Below are 17158 nucleotides of genomic sequence, written 5' to 3'. Positions count from 1 at the left end.
CCACCTCTGTGGGAGCGAGCCTGCTCGCGATTAACCTGAGACCGCCGCGGGGCACCAGACACCCCGCGTCATCGTTGACGACCATCGCGAGCAGGCTCGCTCCCACAAGGGAAGCCAGAGACCTTGCCATGAAATACCTGCCTCTAATGCTATTGCTCGCCGCCCTTCCGGTTTTCGCGGATGACAGCGACGACGCCCCCCTGATCATCAACGGCTGCACCCTCGCCGAACACAGCCAGTGCCCCGGCGCCAATCTCAAAGGCGCCAACCTGAGCAATCAGGACCTGCGCAACATGAACCTCAGCGGCGCCGACCTGCGCGACGCCGACTTGCGTCACGCCCGCCTCGACCTCGCCAACCTGGAAAAAGCCCAACTGCAAGGCGCCAACCTGACCCGCGCCAGCCTGCAACAAAGCAACCTGCGCCTGGCCGACTTCAGCGGTGCGACGTTGATGGCGGTCCAGGGCTGGGGCTTGTTTGCCCAGGGTGCGCAGTTTCAGGACGCCAACCTCAGCGGCGCCTACCTGCAATTCGCCCGCCTCTCCGGCGCCAAACTGCACAACGCCAACCTGCGGGCGGCCGACCTGGAAATGACCTGGTTGAGCAAAGCCGACCTCAAAGGCGCGAATCTCAGTGATGCCAATCTGCAGGAAGCCAAGTTCGGTGAAAGCAACCTGGAACAGGCAAACCTCAGCGGCTCGCGTCAGCATTATGCGAACTTTCAGGATGCGAATATGGAAGGCTGCATCGGTTGCCCGACGACGTGGGATAAATAACCTCAAACCAACACCGCGCCCCCCCCTGTAGGAGCGAGCCTGCTCGCGATAAACCTGAGACCACCGCGGGGCATCTGACTACCCGCGTAATCGTTGACGACCATCGCGAGCAGGCTCGCTCCTACAGGGGGATTTGTGCTAGCCGCACGGGCGCGTCATCCCGCCTTTCGCACCACCCCCATATCAATCCCCAGATGCACCAGCTCGGCATGGGAGCTCACCTGCAATTTGCTCTTGAGCAACGTCAGGTGATTGGAGACGGTCTTGCTGCTGATGCTCAGCTGTTCGGCAATCACACGGGCCGGGGTGCCTTTGGCGAGCATCACGAAAACCTCCAGTTCGCGCTGGGTCATGCTCTGCAAACGCGGGTCGCTGGCGTCCTGTTGCGGGTGACACGCCAGTTGAGTGGCCAGGGGCTGTTCGATGTAGGCGTGGCCCGCGAGAATCCGCCGCACCGCCTCGATCAGCACTTCGGGCGCCGAGCTTTTGGTCAGGTAACCCGAAGCGCCCGCCTCCAGTGCCTGGCGCACCAGCGGCAGCTCATCGTGCATGCTGAAAAACAGCACGCGCAGTTGTGGCAGACGCTGTCGCAACCGGCGCGTGGTTTCCAGCCCGCTGATCCCCGGCAGGCCGAAATCCATGATCACCAGATTTGGCACGGCCTCCTGAACCCTGATCAGCGCTTCTTCACCCGTCGCGGCTTCACGCACTTCCATCGCCGGCAGCAACGCGCGCAACAAACTTGCGTAGCCCTGACGGACCACCGCATGGTCATCCACCAGCAGAATATTCATGACGCCTCCAAAGGCATGCTCAAGGCCAGCGCCCAACCGGCGCCGGGGTGGCTGATGATGCGTAACTCACCGCCCAGACTGCGGGCGCGCTCGAACATCGAATACAAACCGACACCCGGCCGCTGTGGCTGGCGGGCGCCGCGTCCGTTGTCACGAATCAATAAGCGCAAGTGGCCGCCGCAGTGTTGCAGGCGAACCCGCACCTGGCTTGCATCGGCGTGGCGGGCGACGTTGGTCAAGGCTTCCTGCAACAGGCGGTAGAGATGGGTCTTGTCCGGCGCAGACAATGGCGGCAACGAAGCGCTGACGCGCAACTGACAATCGACACCCTGTCGGCCTTGCCACTGCTCCACCAGCAACGCGAAAGCCTCGGCCAACGGCAGGTGTTGCAACACCACCGGATAGAGGTCGTGCACCAGCGCCCTGAACCCTTGTTGCAGGTGCTCGCAGTTGTGTTCCAGTTCACGCACCGTGCGCTCCACGGTGTCCGGTTGATCGGCGACCAGACGCAACAGACAGGCCTGCGCACGAATCCCCGCCAGGTATTGACCGAGGTCGTCGTGCAGGGTCTGCGCCAGATGAGTGCGTTCCTGTTCCTGCACCGCAAGCAAGGTCTGGGTCAATTGCGTGTTGTCGGCGCGCGCCTGCTCGAGTGCTTCGGTCATGCGATTGAAGTGCACCGCCAGTTGCCGCGCTTCCGGCAGCCCTTGTGCGCGCAGTCGCACCTTGAGCTGGCCGCCGGATACCTGCCGCAATGCGCGCAGCAACTCATCGAGCAGGCCCATGCCCCGGCGCACGGCCCAGCGAATGGTCAACAGACTCAACAACAACGCCAGGCCACACAGGCTCAGTAATTGCTGGAGGGAATCCCAGACTTCATCGATTTCATCCCGTGGATCGACCGCAATCAGCACACGCCGGCCATCCTGCAGATCCAGCTCCCGCACGCTGTGCCGGACCTCGGCAAACAGCAACCGCCCGAGCCAGGCGTCGAGCCCGTCCTGCATTGGCGGTTGTGCCGCTTCGCCCGGTTCGAGCCAGCGCACCCGCACGTGACGCAGACTTTGCGTCAGCCGTGGTTGCAGGCTGGCGGAATCGCGCGCGGCGGTTTCGCTCAAGTACTCAACCACCGCCTCGGCGGATTGCAGCTCTCGCTCCACATCCGCCAGCGCCTGGTGCATCAGCAAGCCCATGCACGCCAAAGTGACCAGCGCGAAAAATCCGCAGACCCAGAGATTGATCCGCCACAGGGCCGACACGCCTAGCGCCCCGGTGTCGCAGGCATCACCAGCAGCGACGCAGGGCGCGGGCCGTGGAGCTTGTCGACGCCAATCAGACTCAGGATCAGCAACAACGGCAGGAGCAGCGCCTTGAGAATACGCATGGTCGATCTCCTTCAGAGTGATGGCCGTTGTTGCCCATGCTAAAACCGCGCCGCCCTCGGCGAGTTACTACCTTGGTACTGCCTCACTGGTACTTTCTGCATATTTCATCCCGTCCTCAGGCTTCCTATGCTGGCGCTACCCGTGATGGAGTGCCTTATGCGCCAGCTTGCCCCTTACGCCCTGATCTACCTGTTGGCGATTGCCTGCGCCGCCGGGCTGGCGACGCAAAGTCAGGCGGCCGATGCACCGCTGCAAGTGCAGATCGGTTACCTGGGTTATCGCCCCGACCCGGGGCCCTTGCTGTCGAACATCATTCCCGAGCCCGTCGATGCCGGCCTGCGTGGCGCCGAACTGGCGATCACCGACAGCAACAGCACCGGGCGCTTTCTCAATCACAGTTACAGCCTGGCCAACGCCAACGTCGACAACCCGCAGGCCTTGCTCGATGCGGCCAAGGCGCAACACGCGCAAGGCCTGCGCCTGTTTGTGGTGAACGCACCGGTGGCCAGCCTGCGGCAACTCAGCGCCGCCCTGCCCGACAGTTTGCTGATCAACGCCGGCAGCCCGGATGACAGCCTGCGCACCACCGATTGCCTGCCGAACGTGCTGCACACGCTGCCGAGCCGGGCGATGCTCGCTGATGCCTTGGCGCAGTTTCTGGTGGTGCGCAAATGGCAACGGGCGCTGCTGATTGTCGGCCCGACCGTCGACGATCAAGCCTATGCCGCCGCCCTGCGCCGCGCGGCGAAACGCTTCGGCGTGCAACTGGTGGCGGAAAAAGCCTGGAGTTTCGATAACGATCAACGCCGCAGCGCCCAGGCCGACATGCCGCTGTTCACCCAGACCGCCGAGTACGACGTGGTACTGGTGGCCGATGAACGCGGTGACTTCGGCGAATACGTGCCCTACCAGACCTGGTATCCGCGCCCGGTGGCCGGCACTCAAGGCCTGACCCCGGTGGGCTGGCACAAGACCGTGGAAACCTACGGCGCCGCCCAATTGCAGAAACGCTTCGAAGCCATGGCCGGGCGCTGGATGAACGACCGCGACTTTGCCGCGTGGATGGCCGTGCGCAGCATTGCCAGCGCGGTGAGCAAACTGCGTCAGACCGATCCGATGGCGATCCGCAACCTGGAAATCAGCGACCAACTGCCGCTCGATGGCTTCAAGGGTCGCAAGCTCAGTTATCGCCCGTGGAACGGCCAGTTGCGCCAGCCGATCCCCATCGTGCAGCCGCGGGCGCTGGTCAGCACCTCGCCACAGGACGGCTTTCTGCACCCCTTCAACGAAATGGACAGCCTCGGTTACGACAAAGCCGAGGTCAGCTGCCGCTTTCCCTGATTTTCCACAACAACAATAAGGAATCCGCCATGCGCCGCACCCTGCTTTCATGCGCCCTGTTGCTCGCTGCCGGGCACGCCGCGGCCAGCACCGCCTGGGTCTCCAACGAAAAAGACAACAGCCTCAGCCTGATCGACATGCAGACCCTGCAAGTCACCGACACCCTGCCCGTCGGCCAGCGCCCGCGCGGTCTGTTGCTGTCCCACGACAACAAGCTGCTGTACATCTGCGCCAGCGATTCGGACCGGGTTCAGGTGATGGACGTGGCCACGCGCAAGATCATCAAGGAACTGCCTTCGGGCAAGGACCCCGAGCAATTCGCCCTGCACCCGAACAATCGCTGGCTCTACGTTTCCAACGAAGACGATGCGCTGGTGACGGTGATCGACACCGAAACCTCCAAGGTGCTGAGCCAGATCAACGTCGGCGTCGAGCCCGAAGGCATGGCCGTCAGCCCGGACGGCAAATGGGCGGTGAACACCAGCGAAACCACCAACATGCTGCACTGGATCGACACCGGCACCCAGGCCCTGGCCGACAGCACGCTGGTGGATCAGCGCCCGCGTTTCGTCGAGTTCGCACCCGATGGCAAACAGTTGTGGGCCTCGGCGGAAATCGGCGGCACCGTGACCATTCTTGACACCGCCACCCGGCAGGTCCTCAAGACCCTGACCTTCCAGATCAAGGGCGTGCACCCGGACAAGGTGCAACCGGTGGGCATCAAACTCAGCGCCGACGGCAAGTACGGTTTCGTCGCGCTGGGCCCGGCCAACCACGTCGCGGTGATCGATGCTAGAACCTTCGAAATCCTCGATTACCTGCTGGTCGGCCGGCGCGTGTGGCAGATGGCATTCACCCCGGATCAGAAGCAATTGCTGGCCACCAATGGCGTCAGCGGCGATGTGTCGGTGATTGATGTCGACAGCCTCAAAGTGAGCAAATCGGTAAAGGTCGGGCGCTATCCATGGGGCGTGGTGGTGACGCCATGAACGCACTGGAAGTCAGCGACCTGAGTTTCGCCTACGGCGCGCGGGAGGCGTTGCGCCAAGTGAGTTTCAGCCTGGCGCCCGGTCGTTTTGCGGCGCTGCTGGGGCCGAACGGCGCCGGCAAATCAACGCTGATTGCCTTGCTGACGCGGCTGTACGATGTGCAACGCGGTGATATCCGTGTCGGCGCTTGTTCGTTGCGGGATGCGCCACGCCCGGCGCTCAAGCAATTGGGTGTGGTGTTTCAGCAAAGTACGCTGGACCTGGACCTCAGCGTTGAGCAGAACCTGCGTTATCACGCTGCGCTGCACGGAATGTCGCGGCGTGAAACCGCAATTCGGGTCGATGCCGAACTGGCCCGTCAGTCGTTGACCGAACGCCGTCGCGAGCGGGTACGCGAGCTGAATGGCGGTCATCGTCGCCGGGTGGAAATCGCTCGCGCGCTGCTGCATGAGCCACGCCTGTTGCTGCTCGACGAGGCCAGTGTCGGCCTCGATCCGGCCAGTCGTCTGGCGCTCAATCAACACATCCGCAGCTTGTGCCGCGAGCACCGCCTCAGCGTGCTCTGGACCACGCACTTGCTGGACGAGGTGCAGCCGAGCGATGACTTGCTGATTCTCCATCAGGGTCGTTTGGTCGCCAGTGGCCAGGCCGATGCGTTGAGCCTGGAACACGGCGGCGACCTCGGTTCGGCCTTCGCTCGCTTGACCACCTCGGGAGCCGTGCGATGAACGCGTATTGGCAATGTTTCAGCGGCATCGTGCTGCGTGAATGGCTGCGTTTCGTGTTGCAGCGCACGCGGTTTCTCAGTGCACTGGTGCGCCCGCTGCTGTGGCTGCTGGTGTTCGCCGCCGGTTTTCGCGCGGCACTCGGCATCGCGATCATCGAGCCCTACGACACCTACATTCCGTATGAGGTCTACATCATTCCGGGGCTGGCCTGCATGATCCTGTTGTTCAACGGCATGCAAGGTTCGCTGTCGATGGTCTACGACCGGGAGATGGGCAGCATGCGCGTGCTGCTCACCAGTCCCTTGCCCCGCACGTTTCTGCTGTGCAGCAAACTGTTGGCCACGTCACTGATTTCGCTGTTGCAGGTGTATGCCTTTCTGGCGATTGCCTGGGTGTACGGCGTGCAGCCGCCGGCCATGGGCCTGTTGATCGCCTTGCCGGCGTTGCTGCTGGTGGCGTTGATGCTCAGTGCGTTGGGGTTGTTGCTGTCAAACGCGATCCGCCAGTTGGAGAACTTCGCCGGGGTGATGAATTTCGTGATCTTCCCGCTGTTTTTCCTGTCGTCGGCGCTGTACCCGCTGTGGAAGATGCGCGAGTCGAGCGAGTGGTTGTATTGGTTGTGCGCCGTGAACCCGTTTACACATGCAGTGGAACTGGTGCGGTTTGCCTTGTACGAGCGCTTCAACCCGTTGGCATTGGCGATGTGCATCGGCCTGACGCTGCTGTTTTCGCTACTGGCAGTCCTCACCTTCAACCCCCAACACGCCGCCCTGCGCAAAGCCAACTAACCACCCAAATCCCCCTGTGGGAGCGAGACCGGCTTGCCGGCGATGGCGGAGTGTCAGCCGACATCAATGCCGGATGTGATGGCTTCATCGCGAGCAGGCTCGCTCCCACAATTGGATCTCCATCAAACATGGCAAAATTACTACTTTAGTACTGGTTTTCCTGTCTATCGTCGCATTCCCAACGCACCGCGACTGGCATGTAATGGGCTCATAACTATAAGGACTGAACCCATGCCGCGTGCCCGACGTGTTCTGCTGCGCCCTTCCCTCGCTGTGTTATCGCTGAGCCTGTTGCTGGGCGTCGCACACGCCGAAACACCGCTGTTCTCCGCTGATGGCTATCGCATAGGCCTGTACCGCAGCCCCACGCCGAATCAGGCCGAAGGTGCCGCCATCATCGACACCGCCGCCCTGCAAACCCTGCTCACCCAGACGCCTCGCCCAGTGTTGATCGATGTCTACCGCCGCCAATGGCTGCAAGGGCGTTTCATCGAAGACCAGCCCCACGAAAACCTGCCCGGCAGCCACTGGCTGGCCAACACCGGCGATGGCGACCTGACACCCGACTGGCAGGATTACTTCACACGCAATCTGGAAAAATTCACCGCCGGCGATCCCCGACAACCGCTGGTCTTTTACTGCCGGTCCGATTGCTGGTTGAGCTGGAATGCGGTCAAACGCGCCGCCGCCATGGGCTATAAGACTCTGTATTGGTATCGCGATGGCCTGGATGCCTGGCAAGCGGCGAACCTTCCCGTGACACCCGCCCTGCCCGAACCTTTTCCCTGACCTTTACGCGTGCGTGTTGTTGCCACACCATAATCAAAATAATGAGGTGAAAGGCTATGTACAAAATTCTGATTGCCGACGATCACCCGCTGTTTCGCGAAGCCATTCATAACGTCATCAGCGATGGATTCCCGGGCAGCGAGGTCATGGAAACCGCCGACCTCGACAGCGCCCTGGTGCTGACTCAGGACCACGACGACCTGGACCTGATCCTGCTCGACCTGAACATGCCCGGCATGCACGGCCTCAATGGCCTGATCAACCTGCGCAACGAGGCACCGACCATTCCAGTGGTGATTGTCTCGGCGGAACAGGACAAGCAGATCGTGCTGCAAGCCATTACCTATGGCGCGGTGGGTTTCATCACCAAGTCCTCGCCACGGGTGCAGATGACCGACGCGATCCAGCAGATTCTCAATGGCAACGTCTACCTGCCGCCGGACATCATCCGCACGCAGAAAAGCGGCACCCATCGCCGGATGAACGACACCCCGAGCTTCCCGCCGGAACTGCTCCAGGCCCTGACCCGCAAACAGTTGCTGGTGCTGGAGCGCATGACCAAAGGCGAGTCGAACAAACAGATCGCCTACACCCTGGAAATCGCTGAAACCACGGTCAAGGCCCACGTTTCGGCGATCTTGCGCAAACTCAACGTGCACAATCGGGTACAGGCGATCCTGAGTGCCGGGGATATTGATTTCGGCTCTTATCTACGGCGTTGAGACCGCGTCGCGCCCATCGCCAGCAAGCCGGCTCCTACAAGAACAACGCAATCCCCTGTAGGAGCCGGCTTGCCGGCGATGAGGCCCTCAACATCAACAAAAATCTCAAGGCCTGCCGAGCAAATCGCCAGCAAGCTGGCTCCTACAGGAACAACGCAACCCCCTGTAGGAGCCGGCTTGCCGGCGATGAGGCCATCAGCACCCGCACAAACTTCAGGGCCGGCCGAACAAATCGCCAGCAAGCTGGCTCCTACAGGAACAACGCGATCCCCTGTAGGAGCCGGCTTGCTGGCGATGAGGCCATCAGCACCCGCACAAACTTCAGGGCCGGCCGAACAAATCGCCAGCAAGCTGGCTCCTACAGGAACAACGCGATCCCCTGTAGGAGCCGGCTTGCTGGCGATGAGGCCCTCAACATCAACAAATATCTCAAGGCCTACCGAGCAAATGACTCATCGCCGTCTTCAGTTTCATCGGCCGCACCGGCTTATGCATCAAGGTGTGCCCCAGCTCTCGAATCTGCAATTTGAGTTCATTGCTGTAATTGGCGGTGATCATCATCGCCGGAATGGCTGAGCCGCGCCGGGCGTTGATCCGCGCCACGGCATCCACGCCGTTCTGATCGTCATCCAGGTGGTAATCGGCAATCAGCAAATCCGCCTCGGCGTGATAATTGTCCACTTGCCGCGCCAAATCCTGCTCCGACAGCGCCGTCACCACCAGACAACCCCACCCTTCGAGCAAGGTGCGCATGCCGGCGCAAATCGCCGCATCGTTATCCAGCACCCATACCCGTGCACCGCGCAGTCGCTCAAGCATCGGCTCACTCATCAACAGGCTCGGCAGTGCCTTGGGTGCCGTCGCGCTCAAAGGCACCTCGACGGAAAACACCGAGCCCTTGCCCGGCCACGAACGTACGTGAATGCGGTGCCCAAGAATCCCGGCAATTTTCTCGACGATTGCCAGCCCCAGCCCCAACCCGCGATCCTGATCCGGACGTTGCACATCACCGCGTTTGAACTCCTGGAAAATCTCTTCCAGACGGTTTTCGGCGATGCCCATGCCGCTGTCCCAGACCTCGATCGACAGCCGCTGATGATGCCGCCGGCAACCGAGCACCACGCGGCCGCTGTAGGTGTAGCGAATCGCGTTGCTCAACAGGTTGCGCAGGATCCGCGCAAGCAATTGAATGTCGCTGCGCACCAGCGCCGAACACCCGATGAAATGCAGCTCAAGCCCTTCGCTGCGTGCGACTTGGGTGTACTCGGCGGCGAGGTTTTCCAGCAACTCGCTCAAGGCGAACGGCGCGATGTCGGCCTTGATCACCCCGGCATCGAGTTTGGAAATGTCGACCAGCGTGCCGAGCAGATTCTCCACGTCCTCCAGGGAATTGCTGACGTTGCGCACCAGAATCTCGTTGGCCAGCGGCTCCCGGCGTTCGAGCAAGGCGCTGGTAAACAGGCGCGCGGCGTTCAGCGGTTGCAGCAAATCGTGGCTGACGGCGGCAAGAAACTTGGTCTTCGACAGGTTGGCCTGCTCGGCTTCGAGCTTGGCCTCGCGCAGGCGTGATTCTACCCGCCGACGTTCGTCGATCTCGCGCAGCAACTGGTCATTGAGGGTCGTCAGCTCCGCCGTACGTTCGCGCACCCGCAGTTCGAGGTTCTGATAGGCCTGGTGCAACGCCTCGGCCGTGCGGCGGCGTTCGGTGATGTCGCGGATCAACACGAAAATCCCCACCACTTCGCCGGTTACCAGCCGATTGGGCACGTAGGAGCGCAGCATGTAGCGCTCCTGGTTGTTGATGTTGGTTTCGGCGAACTCGAACGTCACGCTCTCACCGGCCAACGCCCGTGCCACATAGGCTTCCAGGCGCTGGTAATGCTGCTCGCTGTGCACTTCGCGCAGGCTCTGCCCGAGCATCACGCCGCGTGGCCAGCAGTACCATTCTTCGTAGACCTTGTTGGTGAACTCGTAGACAAGGTCGGCATTGAGGTAGGCGATCAGCGCCGGTACGTGGTCGGTGATCAGGCGAATCCAGCGCTCGCTTTCGCTCAGCGCTTCGGCGTGCTGGTAGCGTTCGGTGATGTCGGTAAAGGTGTTGACGAAGCCGCCGGTGGGCAACGGATGCGTGCGAATTTCCAGGACCCGGCCATCGTACAGACGCTGCTCGCATTCCTGCACCGGGCGCCCGTTGCCGTCACGGCTAGCCGGGGTCAGCAGGTTCAACTCGCTGTCGGCGATCACTTCGGCGAACGGTCGATGCGCCGCCACCGGCGCCAGGCCGCTGAGTTCAAGGAAGCGCCGGTTCCACAACTCCAGAATGCCCTCGGCGTTGACCATCGCTACGCCTTGGGACAGGTTGTCCACGGCCCGTTGCAACAAATGCGATTTCTGCGCCACGGCCTGCTCGCGGCGCACGGTTTCACTGAGTTTGACGTCGGTGATGTCGGTGAACAGGATCACCCGCCCGCCTTCCTGGGTCGGCCGTTCGCTGACTTGCAGCCAGCGACCGTCCTGCAAGCGGAACAGCAGGTTCTCGTCGGCCTGCCCACGCGGTTCTTCGGTGAACAGACCGGTGGACAGCATCAGCCGCTTGACCTCGGCCAGGCGCATGCCGGCGTTGATTCGCACCCGGCTGTTACCCCAGAACGCCTTGAAGCGGCTGTTGAACAGCACGATCCGCTGCTCCGCGTCGAACAATACAAAGGCGTCGGAAATGCTCTCGATGGCGTCGATCAGGTGTTGATGCGCGGTTTCCGCACGCAGACGCGCTTCGCTGAGCAAGTGATTGCCTGATTTCAGTTCAGCCATGGCCTGGTTCAAGGCATCGGTGCGCTCACGCACCTGTTCGGCCAGCACCACCGAATGCTGGAACGCCGCGTACGGGTCGTTGCCGCGGGTGATGCCGGACTCGATCCGTTCGATCAGCGCAGCATTGATGCGCTGCAATTTGTGGTTTTCGTGCCGCAGGCTGGCGACTTGAGCCGCAAGCTCAGCGATGTCCAGGGGAGCGGCCTCGGGCAATGGCAACCCCGGTGAAGGTCTGGTTGATGTGCATGCCATTGAACTGTTCTCCGTAGGTGTTGAAACCCATCACCCGCTGGTCGCGCAAAAACCTGCCGATCTGCTCCAGATTGCCGCCGTCTTCCAGTTCCAGGCGCCTGAGAAAACAGTCGCAGCCGATGGTCAACAACAGGTCACCGAGGCGTTCCTGCAAACCGTCGAACAGGGTTTGCAGATTGGGCAGCATCGGCCCTGGGGTCATGACGGTGAGGACGATGCCGTTTTCCACGGCGCAGTAGAAACTCAGGCTCAAGTCCGGGTGCACCTGCTGGATGGCCCGCACGTAATACTGATCGTTGATCCGCACCGCCAGCGGGTGGGCGGCGAAGATCCGATGATCGAGTTCAGCCACGGGGACACCGATGTGCCGGGCGTACTCCTCGGCGGCCGGTTCAGCATTCAGTTCGAAGACCCGGCGCGAGGCGCTGTCGGCGCCAGTGACCACCAGTTTTTCCGCTCTCGGCAGGATGTGGTGGGTGGTGAAGACTTCGAAGTCGAGCCAGGTGTTGACCAGCACCACCACCGCCGCGCCGCTGTGGAACTCGCCGCCGAAGTAAACGTGGGTGTGGGTCAGGTAATTGTCGTCGCCGGCCGAGCCACCGAAGTGCGGAATGTCGCCCAACGCCGCGCTCAACGCCGCGAGCACCATTTCTTCACGGCTGGACAAACCATCGAGCAAGGTCAGGGCAAAGCTGTTGCCCTTGATCGGCGCCAGGGTGTTGCTGCGACAACCACTGACCAGACGCTCGACCATTTGCTGGGCGTCGATCAGGCTGAAGCGCTCCATCTCGTCGATCAATTCGGCATCGATGGAAAAATGCCGATGGTCGAAACCCACCGCCGTCACGCAGTTGCGTCCGTAACCCAGCGGGGTGATTTCCCCGGCGCTGGTGCAGCCGACCAGACGGATACCGCCAAAGCTCTGCTGCAAGGCCTGGCCCAGCGCCTGCAAGTCGTACTCGGCGGAGCAAAAAAACAGCACAAAGCCCAAATGCGGGTGCAACAATTGCCGCGCCAACTCCTGGGCTACCTGCTGGGCATCGGTCGCCTGGGACATCGCACTGACGACCCCGTCGCTCTGAACCTGCTGCATCGTCGCCTCCCGCAGGTGCGCATGTATGAGGTTGGAGTGTACGAAGGCAGCGGTCGGCGACGTATGCTACTTGGGTAGCGGTCAGGCGCTTCGATGGGATGAGAATCGGACGGGATCTGCAAAACACCGCAAATCCCTGTAGGAGCCGGCTTGCTGGCGATAACGGTGGGTCAGGCAACAATGATGGTGACTGACAGTCCGTCATCGCCGGCAAGCCGGCTCCTACAAATCCGTGCCCGGCGCGCCATTGTCTGCCATGACACAAAACCTGTAGGAGCCGGCTTGCTGGCGATGGCGGTGAGTCAGGCAACAATGATGGTGACTGATGCGCCGCTATCGCCGGCAAGCCGGCTCCTACAATTCCGTGCCCGGCGCGCCGTTTTCTGCCATGACACGAAACTTGTAGGAGCCAGCTTGCTGGCGATAGCGGTGGGTCAGGCAACAATGATGGTGACTGATGCGCCGCTATCGCCGGCAAGCCGGCTCCTACAAATCCGTGCCCGGCGCGCCGTTTTCTGCCATGACACAAAACCTGTAGGAGCCAGCTTGCTGGCGATAGCGGACTGTCAGGCGACAATGATGTTGACTGATACACCGTCATCGCCGGCAAGCCGGCTCCTACAGGGGATTTGCGTAGCGTGCGGGGTTACCAGGTCAACACCGCCCCCACCGCGAAGGTGTCGGTGTCTTCGTTTTGCGCGCTGGTTTGGTGGCCATTGATTTCGAACTGGTTGTACTCGGCCACCAGCTTCAGGTTGTCGTTGACGTCATGGAACAGCGCAATGCCGCGAGTCTCATAGTCCGCGCCGCTGCCCACCACGCCGTTGCCGTCGTCCTTGGTCTTGCCGTAGGACAAGGCCAGGCGGTTTTTGCCCAGCTTGTACGAGCCCTGCAACAGGTAGCCGTCGCTGTCGACATTACGCAGCGTCGGTTCGCCAGCGTTGTTGGTGAAGAACGGGTTGATGCCCTTGGCCTGAAAACCCGAACCGGTCAGCGACAAACCGCCCATTTTCGCCTGCACGCCATAACCCAAACCTTTGGAGGTCACGGACTGCACCGTGGAATCGGTGTTGTCCGAAGTCTGGTAGCTGCCGTTCACCCAGCTGTAAATCTTCGCCCCGGCGAGGTCGAACTGATAGGTGATCTCGCTCTCGGTGCGCGGGTTTTCCTGATAGGCCTTGCCGGTCGCGCTGCTGTCGTTGGTGTCCACCGGGTCCATGATCCCTACCGCGACTCGCAGGCCGTCCATCACCGGGGTGCGGTAAGTGATTTGCGATGTCGGGAACGGGTACGGATAGCCGCTGCCGATGTTGCCGAACGACACCCCGCCGCCATCCACCAACCCGAGCGTGTCGCTGACCTGGCCGTAACCGGCCAGCAACTCATCGAGCAGAATGTTGGAACGGGCAAACAGGCCGAAGTCCTTGCCGATCAGCACTTCGCCCCATTCCGGGTTGGCCACCGTGCCGTAGAACTGCCGCACGTCGATGGCGGTGTCGGTGCCGTTGGTTTCGCTGTCGTTGATGGTCACCCAGAACGACGCCCGGGCGCCGAGCTTGAGGTCGTCGACCTGCTTGCCCATGTTGAAGCCAAGGTAGTTGGGCAAAAAGCCCATTTTCACCCGTGCCTGTCGACGGTCGAACTGCTCGCCGGCACGGTCGACGTCGCTGTTCACATAGAAGGCGTTGATGTAGCCATCGGTGGAAAACGTAGTCTGGTCCTTGTCGTACAGCATGATTTCGGCTTCGGCCATTGAGCTCAAACCCAGGGCCGACAGGCTGGCGATGAAGGCTGGCAAGTAACGGTGCTTGAAATTCTTATTGTTGTGCATGACGCGCTCCGCAGCGGGGGACTGGATGTCGGAGGCGATTATCGAAAGCGGACCGGCGGCGTCATACGCTGCCTTGGGGGTGGTTTTGAAGTGCTTTGGCGTGGCCGGTGGAGTGCAGCAAGTTCGGTGTAAGACCGGGCCACGACGAGGGCCCGGAACTTAAGGTGTAAGACGCCTAGATGCCGGCCTTGAACAGCATGTAGGCCGCGACCACCACGCAGAGGCTGGCGAAGCCGATCTGCAAGGCCCGGGCCGGGACTCGGGCGCACAACTGTCGGCCAACGATCATGCCTATGACGCTCGCGACAATGAACGCCACGCCCAGACCATCGATCCGCACCCCGGCATGAAATGCACCGATCACGCCGATGGCAGAAATCAGGCTGATGACCATCAAGGACGTCGCGACGATCCCGCGCATCTGCACATCGGTCAGTTGCTTGAACGCCGGGACAATCAGAAACCCGCCGCCGACCCCGAGCAACCCGGAGACCACACCGGTCACCGCGCCAAGTGCCGCCAGGGTTGCGGTGCATTTGGCGGTCCAGGAAAAGCGCCCGGTCTGTTGATCGAGCATGCAGTTTTTCTGGCCCCAGTTGGCGTGGCCGTGATCGCTCGGCCCTTCTTCATGGCGCTCGCGGCGCAGCATCCGCCAGGCCACCATGACCATCAGCAGGCTGAACAGAATCATCAGGATTTTTTCCGGCAGTTGATGGGCAAAGTAGATGCCGACCGGGGAAAAAATCGCCCCCAGCAAGGCGATCAACAACGCCGCGCGATAACGCACCAGGCCATGGCGCAACCCATCGACGGCGCCGACCGCCGCTGCGCTGCCCACCGCAAACAATGCAACGGGGGCCGCTTGTGTCATGGTCAAACCCAACCCCAGCACCAGGGCCGGAACCGCAAGAATGCCGCCACCGGCACCGGTCAATCCGAGGACCAGGCCCATGGCCACACCAAAAAAACTTGCCAGCAACATAAAACGCTCGTGATCCGTGAGAAGAGCCGGGAACGCCCGGTATCGATGACTGACAGGATAGAGCCCGCGCAGCTTTTTTCCTGCATTGAATTGATCGGGGCTGGTCAGCGCAGGGAAAATGAAACTACCCTGAACACCTGTCCCAAAAGAAACGGCCACCATGCCCGCCTTGATTGAAGCCTTCCTCGACCCCGCCTCATCGACCTACAGTTACGTCGTTTACGAGGCCGACGGCAGCCAGTGTGCAATCGTCGACCCGGTGCTCGACTACGACCCGGCCGCCGGGCGCACCGCCACCACCCAGGCCGATAAAATCATCGCCTTCGTGGGTGAACATCAGTTGCAGGTGCAATGGCTGCTGGAAACCCACGCCCACGCCGATCATATGTCTGCCGCGCCTTATCTGCGTCGGGAGCTGGGCGGCAGGATTGCGATTGGTCAGTCGATCAGCAAGGTGCAGGGCGTGTTCAAAGGCCTGTTCAACCTTGAGCCGGAATTTGCCGTGGACGGTTCGCAGTTCGATCACCTGTTCGCCCCCGACGAATCGTTCATGATTGGCAACCTCAAGGCCACGGCGCTGCACGTGCCCGGTCACACGCCGGCGGACATGGCCTATTTGATCGACAGCAGCGTCATTCTGGTGGGCGATACGTTGTTCATGCCGGATGTCGGCACTGCGCGCTGCGACTTTCCCGGCGGAAATGCCAATCAACTGTTCGCCTCGATCCAGAAGCTGCTGGCGTTTCCGGCCAGCGTGCGGCTTTACGTTTGCCACGACTATCCGCCTGAAAATCGCAAGCCCCAGTGCCAGACCACGGTGGGAGAGCAGCGCAAGAGCAACATCCACATCCATGACGGCATCGACGAAGCGGCATTCGTCGCCATGCGCACCCGGCGCGATGCGGGGCTGGGCATGCCGACGCTGTTGTTGCCGGCGATTCAGGTCAACGTACGAGCCGGGAATTTGCCGCCGCCCGAAGAAAACGGCGTCACCTACCTGAAAATCCCCCTGAACAAACTCTGACTCTTGCTGGCGATGGCGATTCCGAGGCCGCCATCGCCGGCAAGCCAGGCTCCCACAATTGCGCGGTGTCACACAAACCCGAACCCACCACAAAGCCCGTAGGAGCCAGCTTGCTGGCGAAGGTGATTCCGAGGCCGCCATCGCTGGCAAGCCAGGCTCCCACAATTGCGCGGTGTCACACCAACCCGCCCCCACCACAAAACCTGTAGGAGCCGGCTTGCTGGCGATAACGGTGTGTCAGGCAACAATGATGGTGGCTGATGCGCCGCCATCGCCGGCAAGCCGGCTCCTACAGGTTTTGTGGTGTTTGGGGGGGCAGGTCAATTGGTCAGGGTCAATCCATTCGCCGGCAGCGGCAGCGCGGTTTTATAGCGCACTTGCTTGAGCGCAAAGCTTGAGCGGATGTTCGCCACACCGGGCACTTTGGTGAGGAAGTCCATCATGAAACGCTCCAGCGACTGAATGGTCGGCACCAGCACCCGGATCAGATAATCCGGATCACCCGCCATCAAATAGCACTCCATCACTTCAGGACGATCCGAGATCGCTTCCTCGAAATGCTGCAACGCCTCCTCCACCTGCTTCTCCAGGCTGACATGAATGAACACATTCACATGCAGCCCCAATAGGTCGGCGTCCAACAGCGTCACTTGCTCGCGAATCAGGCCCAATTCTTCCATCGCCTTGACCCGGTTGAAGCACGGCGTCGGCGAGAGATTCACCGAGCGTGCGAGGTCGGCGTTGGTGATGCGCGCGTTCTCCTGAAGGCTGTTGAGAATGCCGATATCGGTACGGTCCAATTTGCGCATGAGAAAAAACCACCTGTTATTTTTGTTTATGCAGATTTTTTAAC

Annotated in this window: 16 protein-coding genes; 8 read left to right on the top strand and 8 right to left on the bottom strand. The window is 61.5% G+C overall.

Annotated features, from left to right (window positions below):
- The first annotated feature begins 128 nt into the window (after positions 1–128).
- Positions 129–776, top strand: a complete 648-nt coding sequence (locus tag J4E42_RS16115; RefSeq protein ID WP_207285637.1) for a pentapeptide repeat-containing protein — start codon at positions 129–131, stop codon at positions 774–776.
- A gap of 155 nt (positions 777–931) precedes the next feature.
- Here the strand turns inward: J4E42_RS16115 and J4E42_RS16110 are convergent, their stop codons facing one another.
- The 3 genes from J4E42_RS16110 to J4E42_RS29490 are packed head-to-tail and all read right to left on the bottom strand — an operon-like array spanning position 932 to position 2954.
- Positions 932–1570: a response regulator gene (locus J4E42_RS16110; protein WP_008024884.1), complete on the bottom strand. Its 639-nt coding sequence runs from the start codon at positions 1568–1570 to the stop codon at positions 932–934.
- A complete protein-coding gene (locus J4E42_RS16105) occupies positions 1567–2829 on the bottom strand; it encodes a histidine kinase (protein ID WP_207285636.1) in 1263 nt (420 codons plus the stop codon). Before J4E42_RS16105 ends, J4E42_RS16110 begins: the two co-directional genes overlap by 4 nt.
- Before the next feature lie 2 nt (positions 2830–2831).
- Positions 2832–2954, bottom strand: coding sequence for a hypothetical protein (locus tag J4E42_RS29490; RefSeq protein WP_008024888.1), 123 nt, complete (start codon positions 2952–2954; stop codon positions 2832–2834).
- 157 nt (positions 2955–3111) lie between these two features.
- Between J4E42_RS29490 and J4E42_RS16100 the strand changes: the two genes are divergently transcribed.
- The 6 genes from J4E42_RS16100 to J4E42_RS16075 all read left to right on the top strand — a co-directional run bounded on the left by J4E42_RS16100 (position 3112) and on the right by J4E42_RS16075 (position 8312).
- Positions 3112–4296, top strand: a complete 1185-nt coding sequence (locus tag J4E42_RS16100) for an ABC transporter substrate-binding protein (protein WP_207285635.1) — start codon at positions 3112–3114, stop codon at positions 4294–4296.
- A gap of 29 nt (positions 4297–4325) precedes the next feature.
- Positions 4326–5285 carry a YVTN family beta-propeller repeat protein gene (locus J4E42_RS16095; protein ID WP_207285634.1) on the top strand — a complete coding sequence of 320 codons (960 nt, stop codon included), beginning with the start codon at positions 4326–4328 and terminating at the stop codon, positions 5283–5285.
- Positions 5282–6013: an ABC transporter ATP-binding protein gene (locus J4E42_RS16090; RefSeq protein ID WP_207285633.1), complete on the top strand. Its 732-nt coding sequence runs from the start codon at positions 5282–5284 to the stop codon at positions 6011–6013. The genes J4E42_RS16095 and J4E42_RS16090 overlap by 4 nt, the downstream gene beginning before the upstream one ends.
- On the top strand, positions 6010–6801 hold the full coding sequence (locus J4E42_RS16085; RefSeq protein ID WP_207285632.1) for an ABC transporter permease: 792 nt from the start codon (positions 6010–6012) through the stop codon (positions 6799–6801). The genes J4E42_RS16090 and J4E42_RS16085 overlap by 4 nt, the downstream gene beginning before the upstream one ends.
- A gap of 231 nt (positions 6802–7032) precedes the next feature.
- On the top strand, positions 7033–7590 hold the full coding sequence (locus J4E42_RS16080) for a PQQ-dependent catabolism-associated CXXCW motif protein (protein WP_207285631.1): 558 nt from the start codon (positions 7033–7035) through the stop codon (positions 7588–7590).
- Between the two features lie 56 nt (positions 7591–7646).
- A complete protein-coding gene (locus J4E42_RS16075) occupies positions 7647–8312 on the top strand; it encodes a response regulator transcription factor (protein WP_207285630.1) in 666 nt (221 codons plus the stop codon).
- 429 nt (positions 8313–8741) lie between these two features.
- Here J4E42_RS16075 and nahK read toward each other — a convergent pair whose 3' ends face one another.
- The 4 genes from nahK to J4E42_RS16055 form a co-directional block, all read right to left on the bottom strand.
- Positions 8742–11375 (bottom strand): hybrid sensor histidine kinase/response regulator NahK/ErcS', encoded by a 2634-nt coding sequence (gene nahK, locus J4E42_RS16070; RefSeq protein WP_162130703.1) that lies wholly within the window; start codon positions 11373–11375, stop codon positions 8742–8744.
- Positions 11305–12468 carry a nitric oxide-sensing protein NosP gene (nosP, locus tag J4E42_RS16065; RefSeq protein ID WP_008024902.1) on the bottom strand — a complete coding sequence of 388 codons (1164 nt, stop codon included), beginning with the start codon at positions 12466–12468 and terminating at the stop codon, positions 11305–11307. The genes nahK and nosP overlap by 71 nt, the downstream gene beginning before the upstream one ends.
- A 646-nt stretch (positions 12469–13114) precedes the next feature.
- Positions 13115–14299 carry a porin gene (locus J4E42_RS16060; protein WP_008040029.1) on the bottom strand — a complete coding sequence of 395 codons (1185 nt, stop codon included), beginning with the start codon at positions 14297–14299 and terminating at the stop codon, positions 13115–13117.
- Between the two features lie 175 nt (positions 14300–14474).
- Positions 14475–15281: a sulfite exporter TauE/SafE family protein gene (locus J4E42_RS16055; RefSeq protein WP_008034065.1), complete on the bottom strand. Its 807-nt coding sequence runs from the start codon at positions 15279–15281 to the stop codon at positions 14475–14477.
- Between the two features lie 160 nt (positions 15282–15441).
- Here J4E42_RS16055 and J4E42_RS16050 point away from each other — a divergent pair, with 160 nt between their 5' ends.
- Positions 15442–16305: an MBL fold metallo-hydrolase gene (locus J4E42_RS16050; protein ID WP_008034066.1), complete on the top strand. Its 864-nt coding sequence runs from the start codon at positions 15442–15444 to the stop codon at positions 16303–16305.
- Positions 16306–16625: 320 nt separating this feature from the next.
- On the opposite strand, the gene bkdR is transcribed toward J4E42_RS16050, so the two are convergent.
- The gene (gene bkdR, locus J4E42_RS16045) at positions 16626–17114 is read right to left on the bottom strand and encodes a Bkd operon transcriptional regulator BkdR (protein ID WP_008034067.1); all 489 of its coding nucleotides are present in this window, start codon (positions 17112–17114) and stop codon (positions 16626–16628) included.
- Between the last annotated feature and the right edge of the window lie 44 nt (positions 17115–17158).

The organism is Pseudomonas sp. FW300-N2A2 (genome assembly GCF_017351735.1).
Classification (GTDB): Bacteria; Pseudomonadota; Gammaproteobacteria; order Pseudomonadales; family Pseudomonadaceae; genus Aquipseudomonas; species Aquipseudomonas migulae.
Note: the sequence above shows the minus strand (reverse complement) of the source record. Positions and strands in the feature narration are given on the sequence as shown.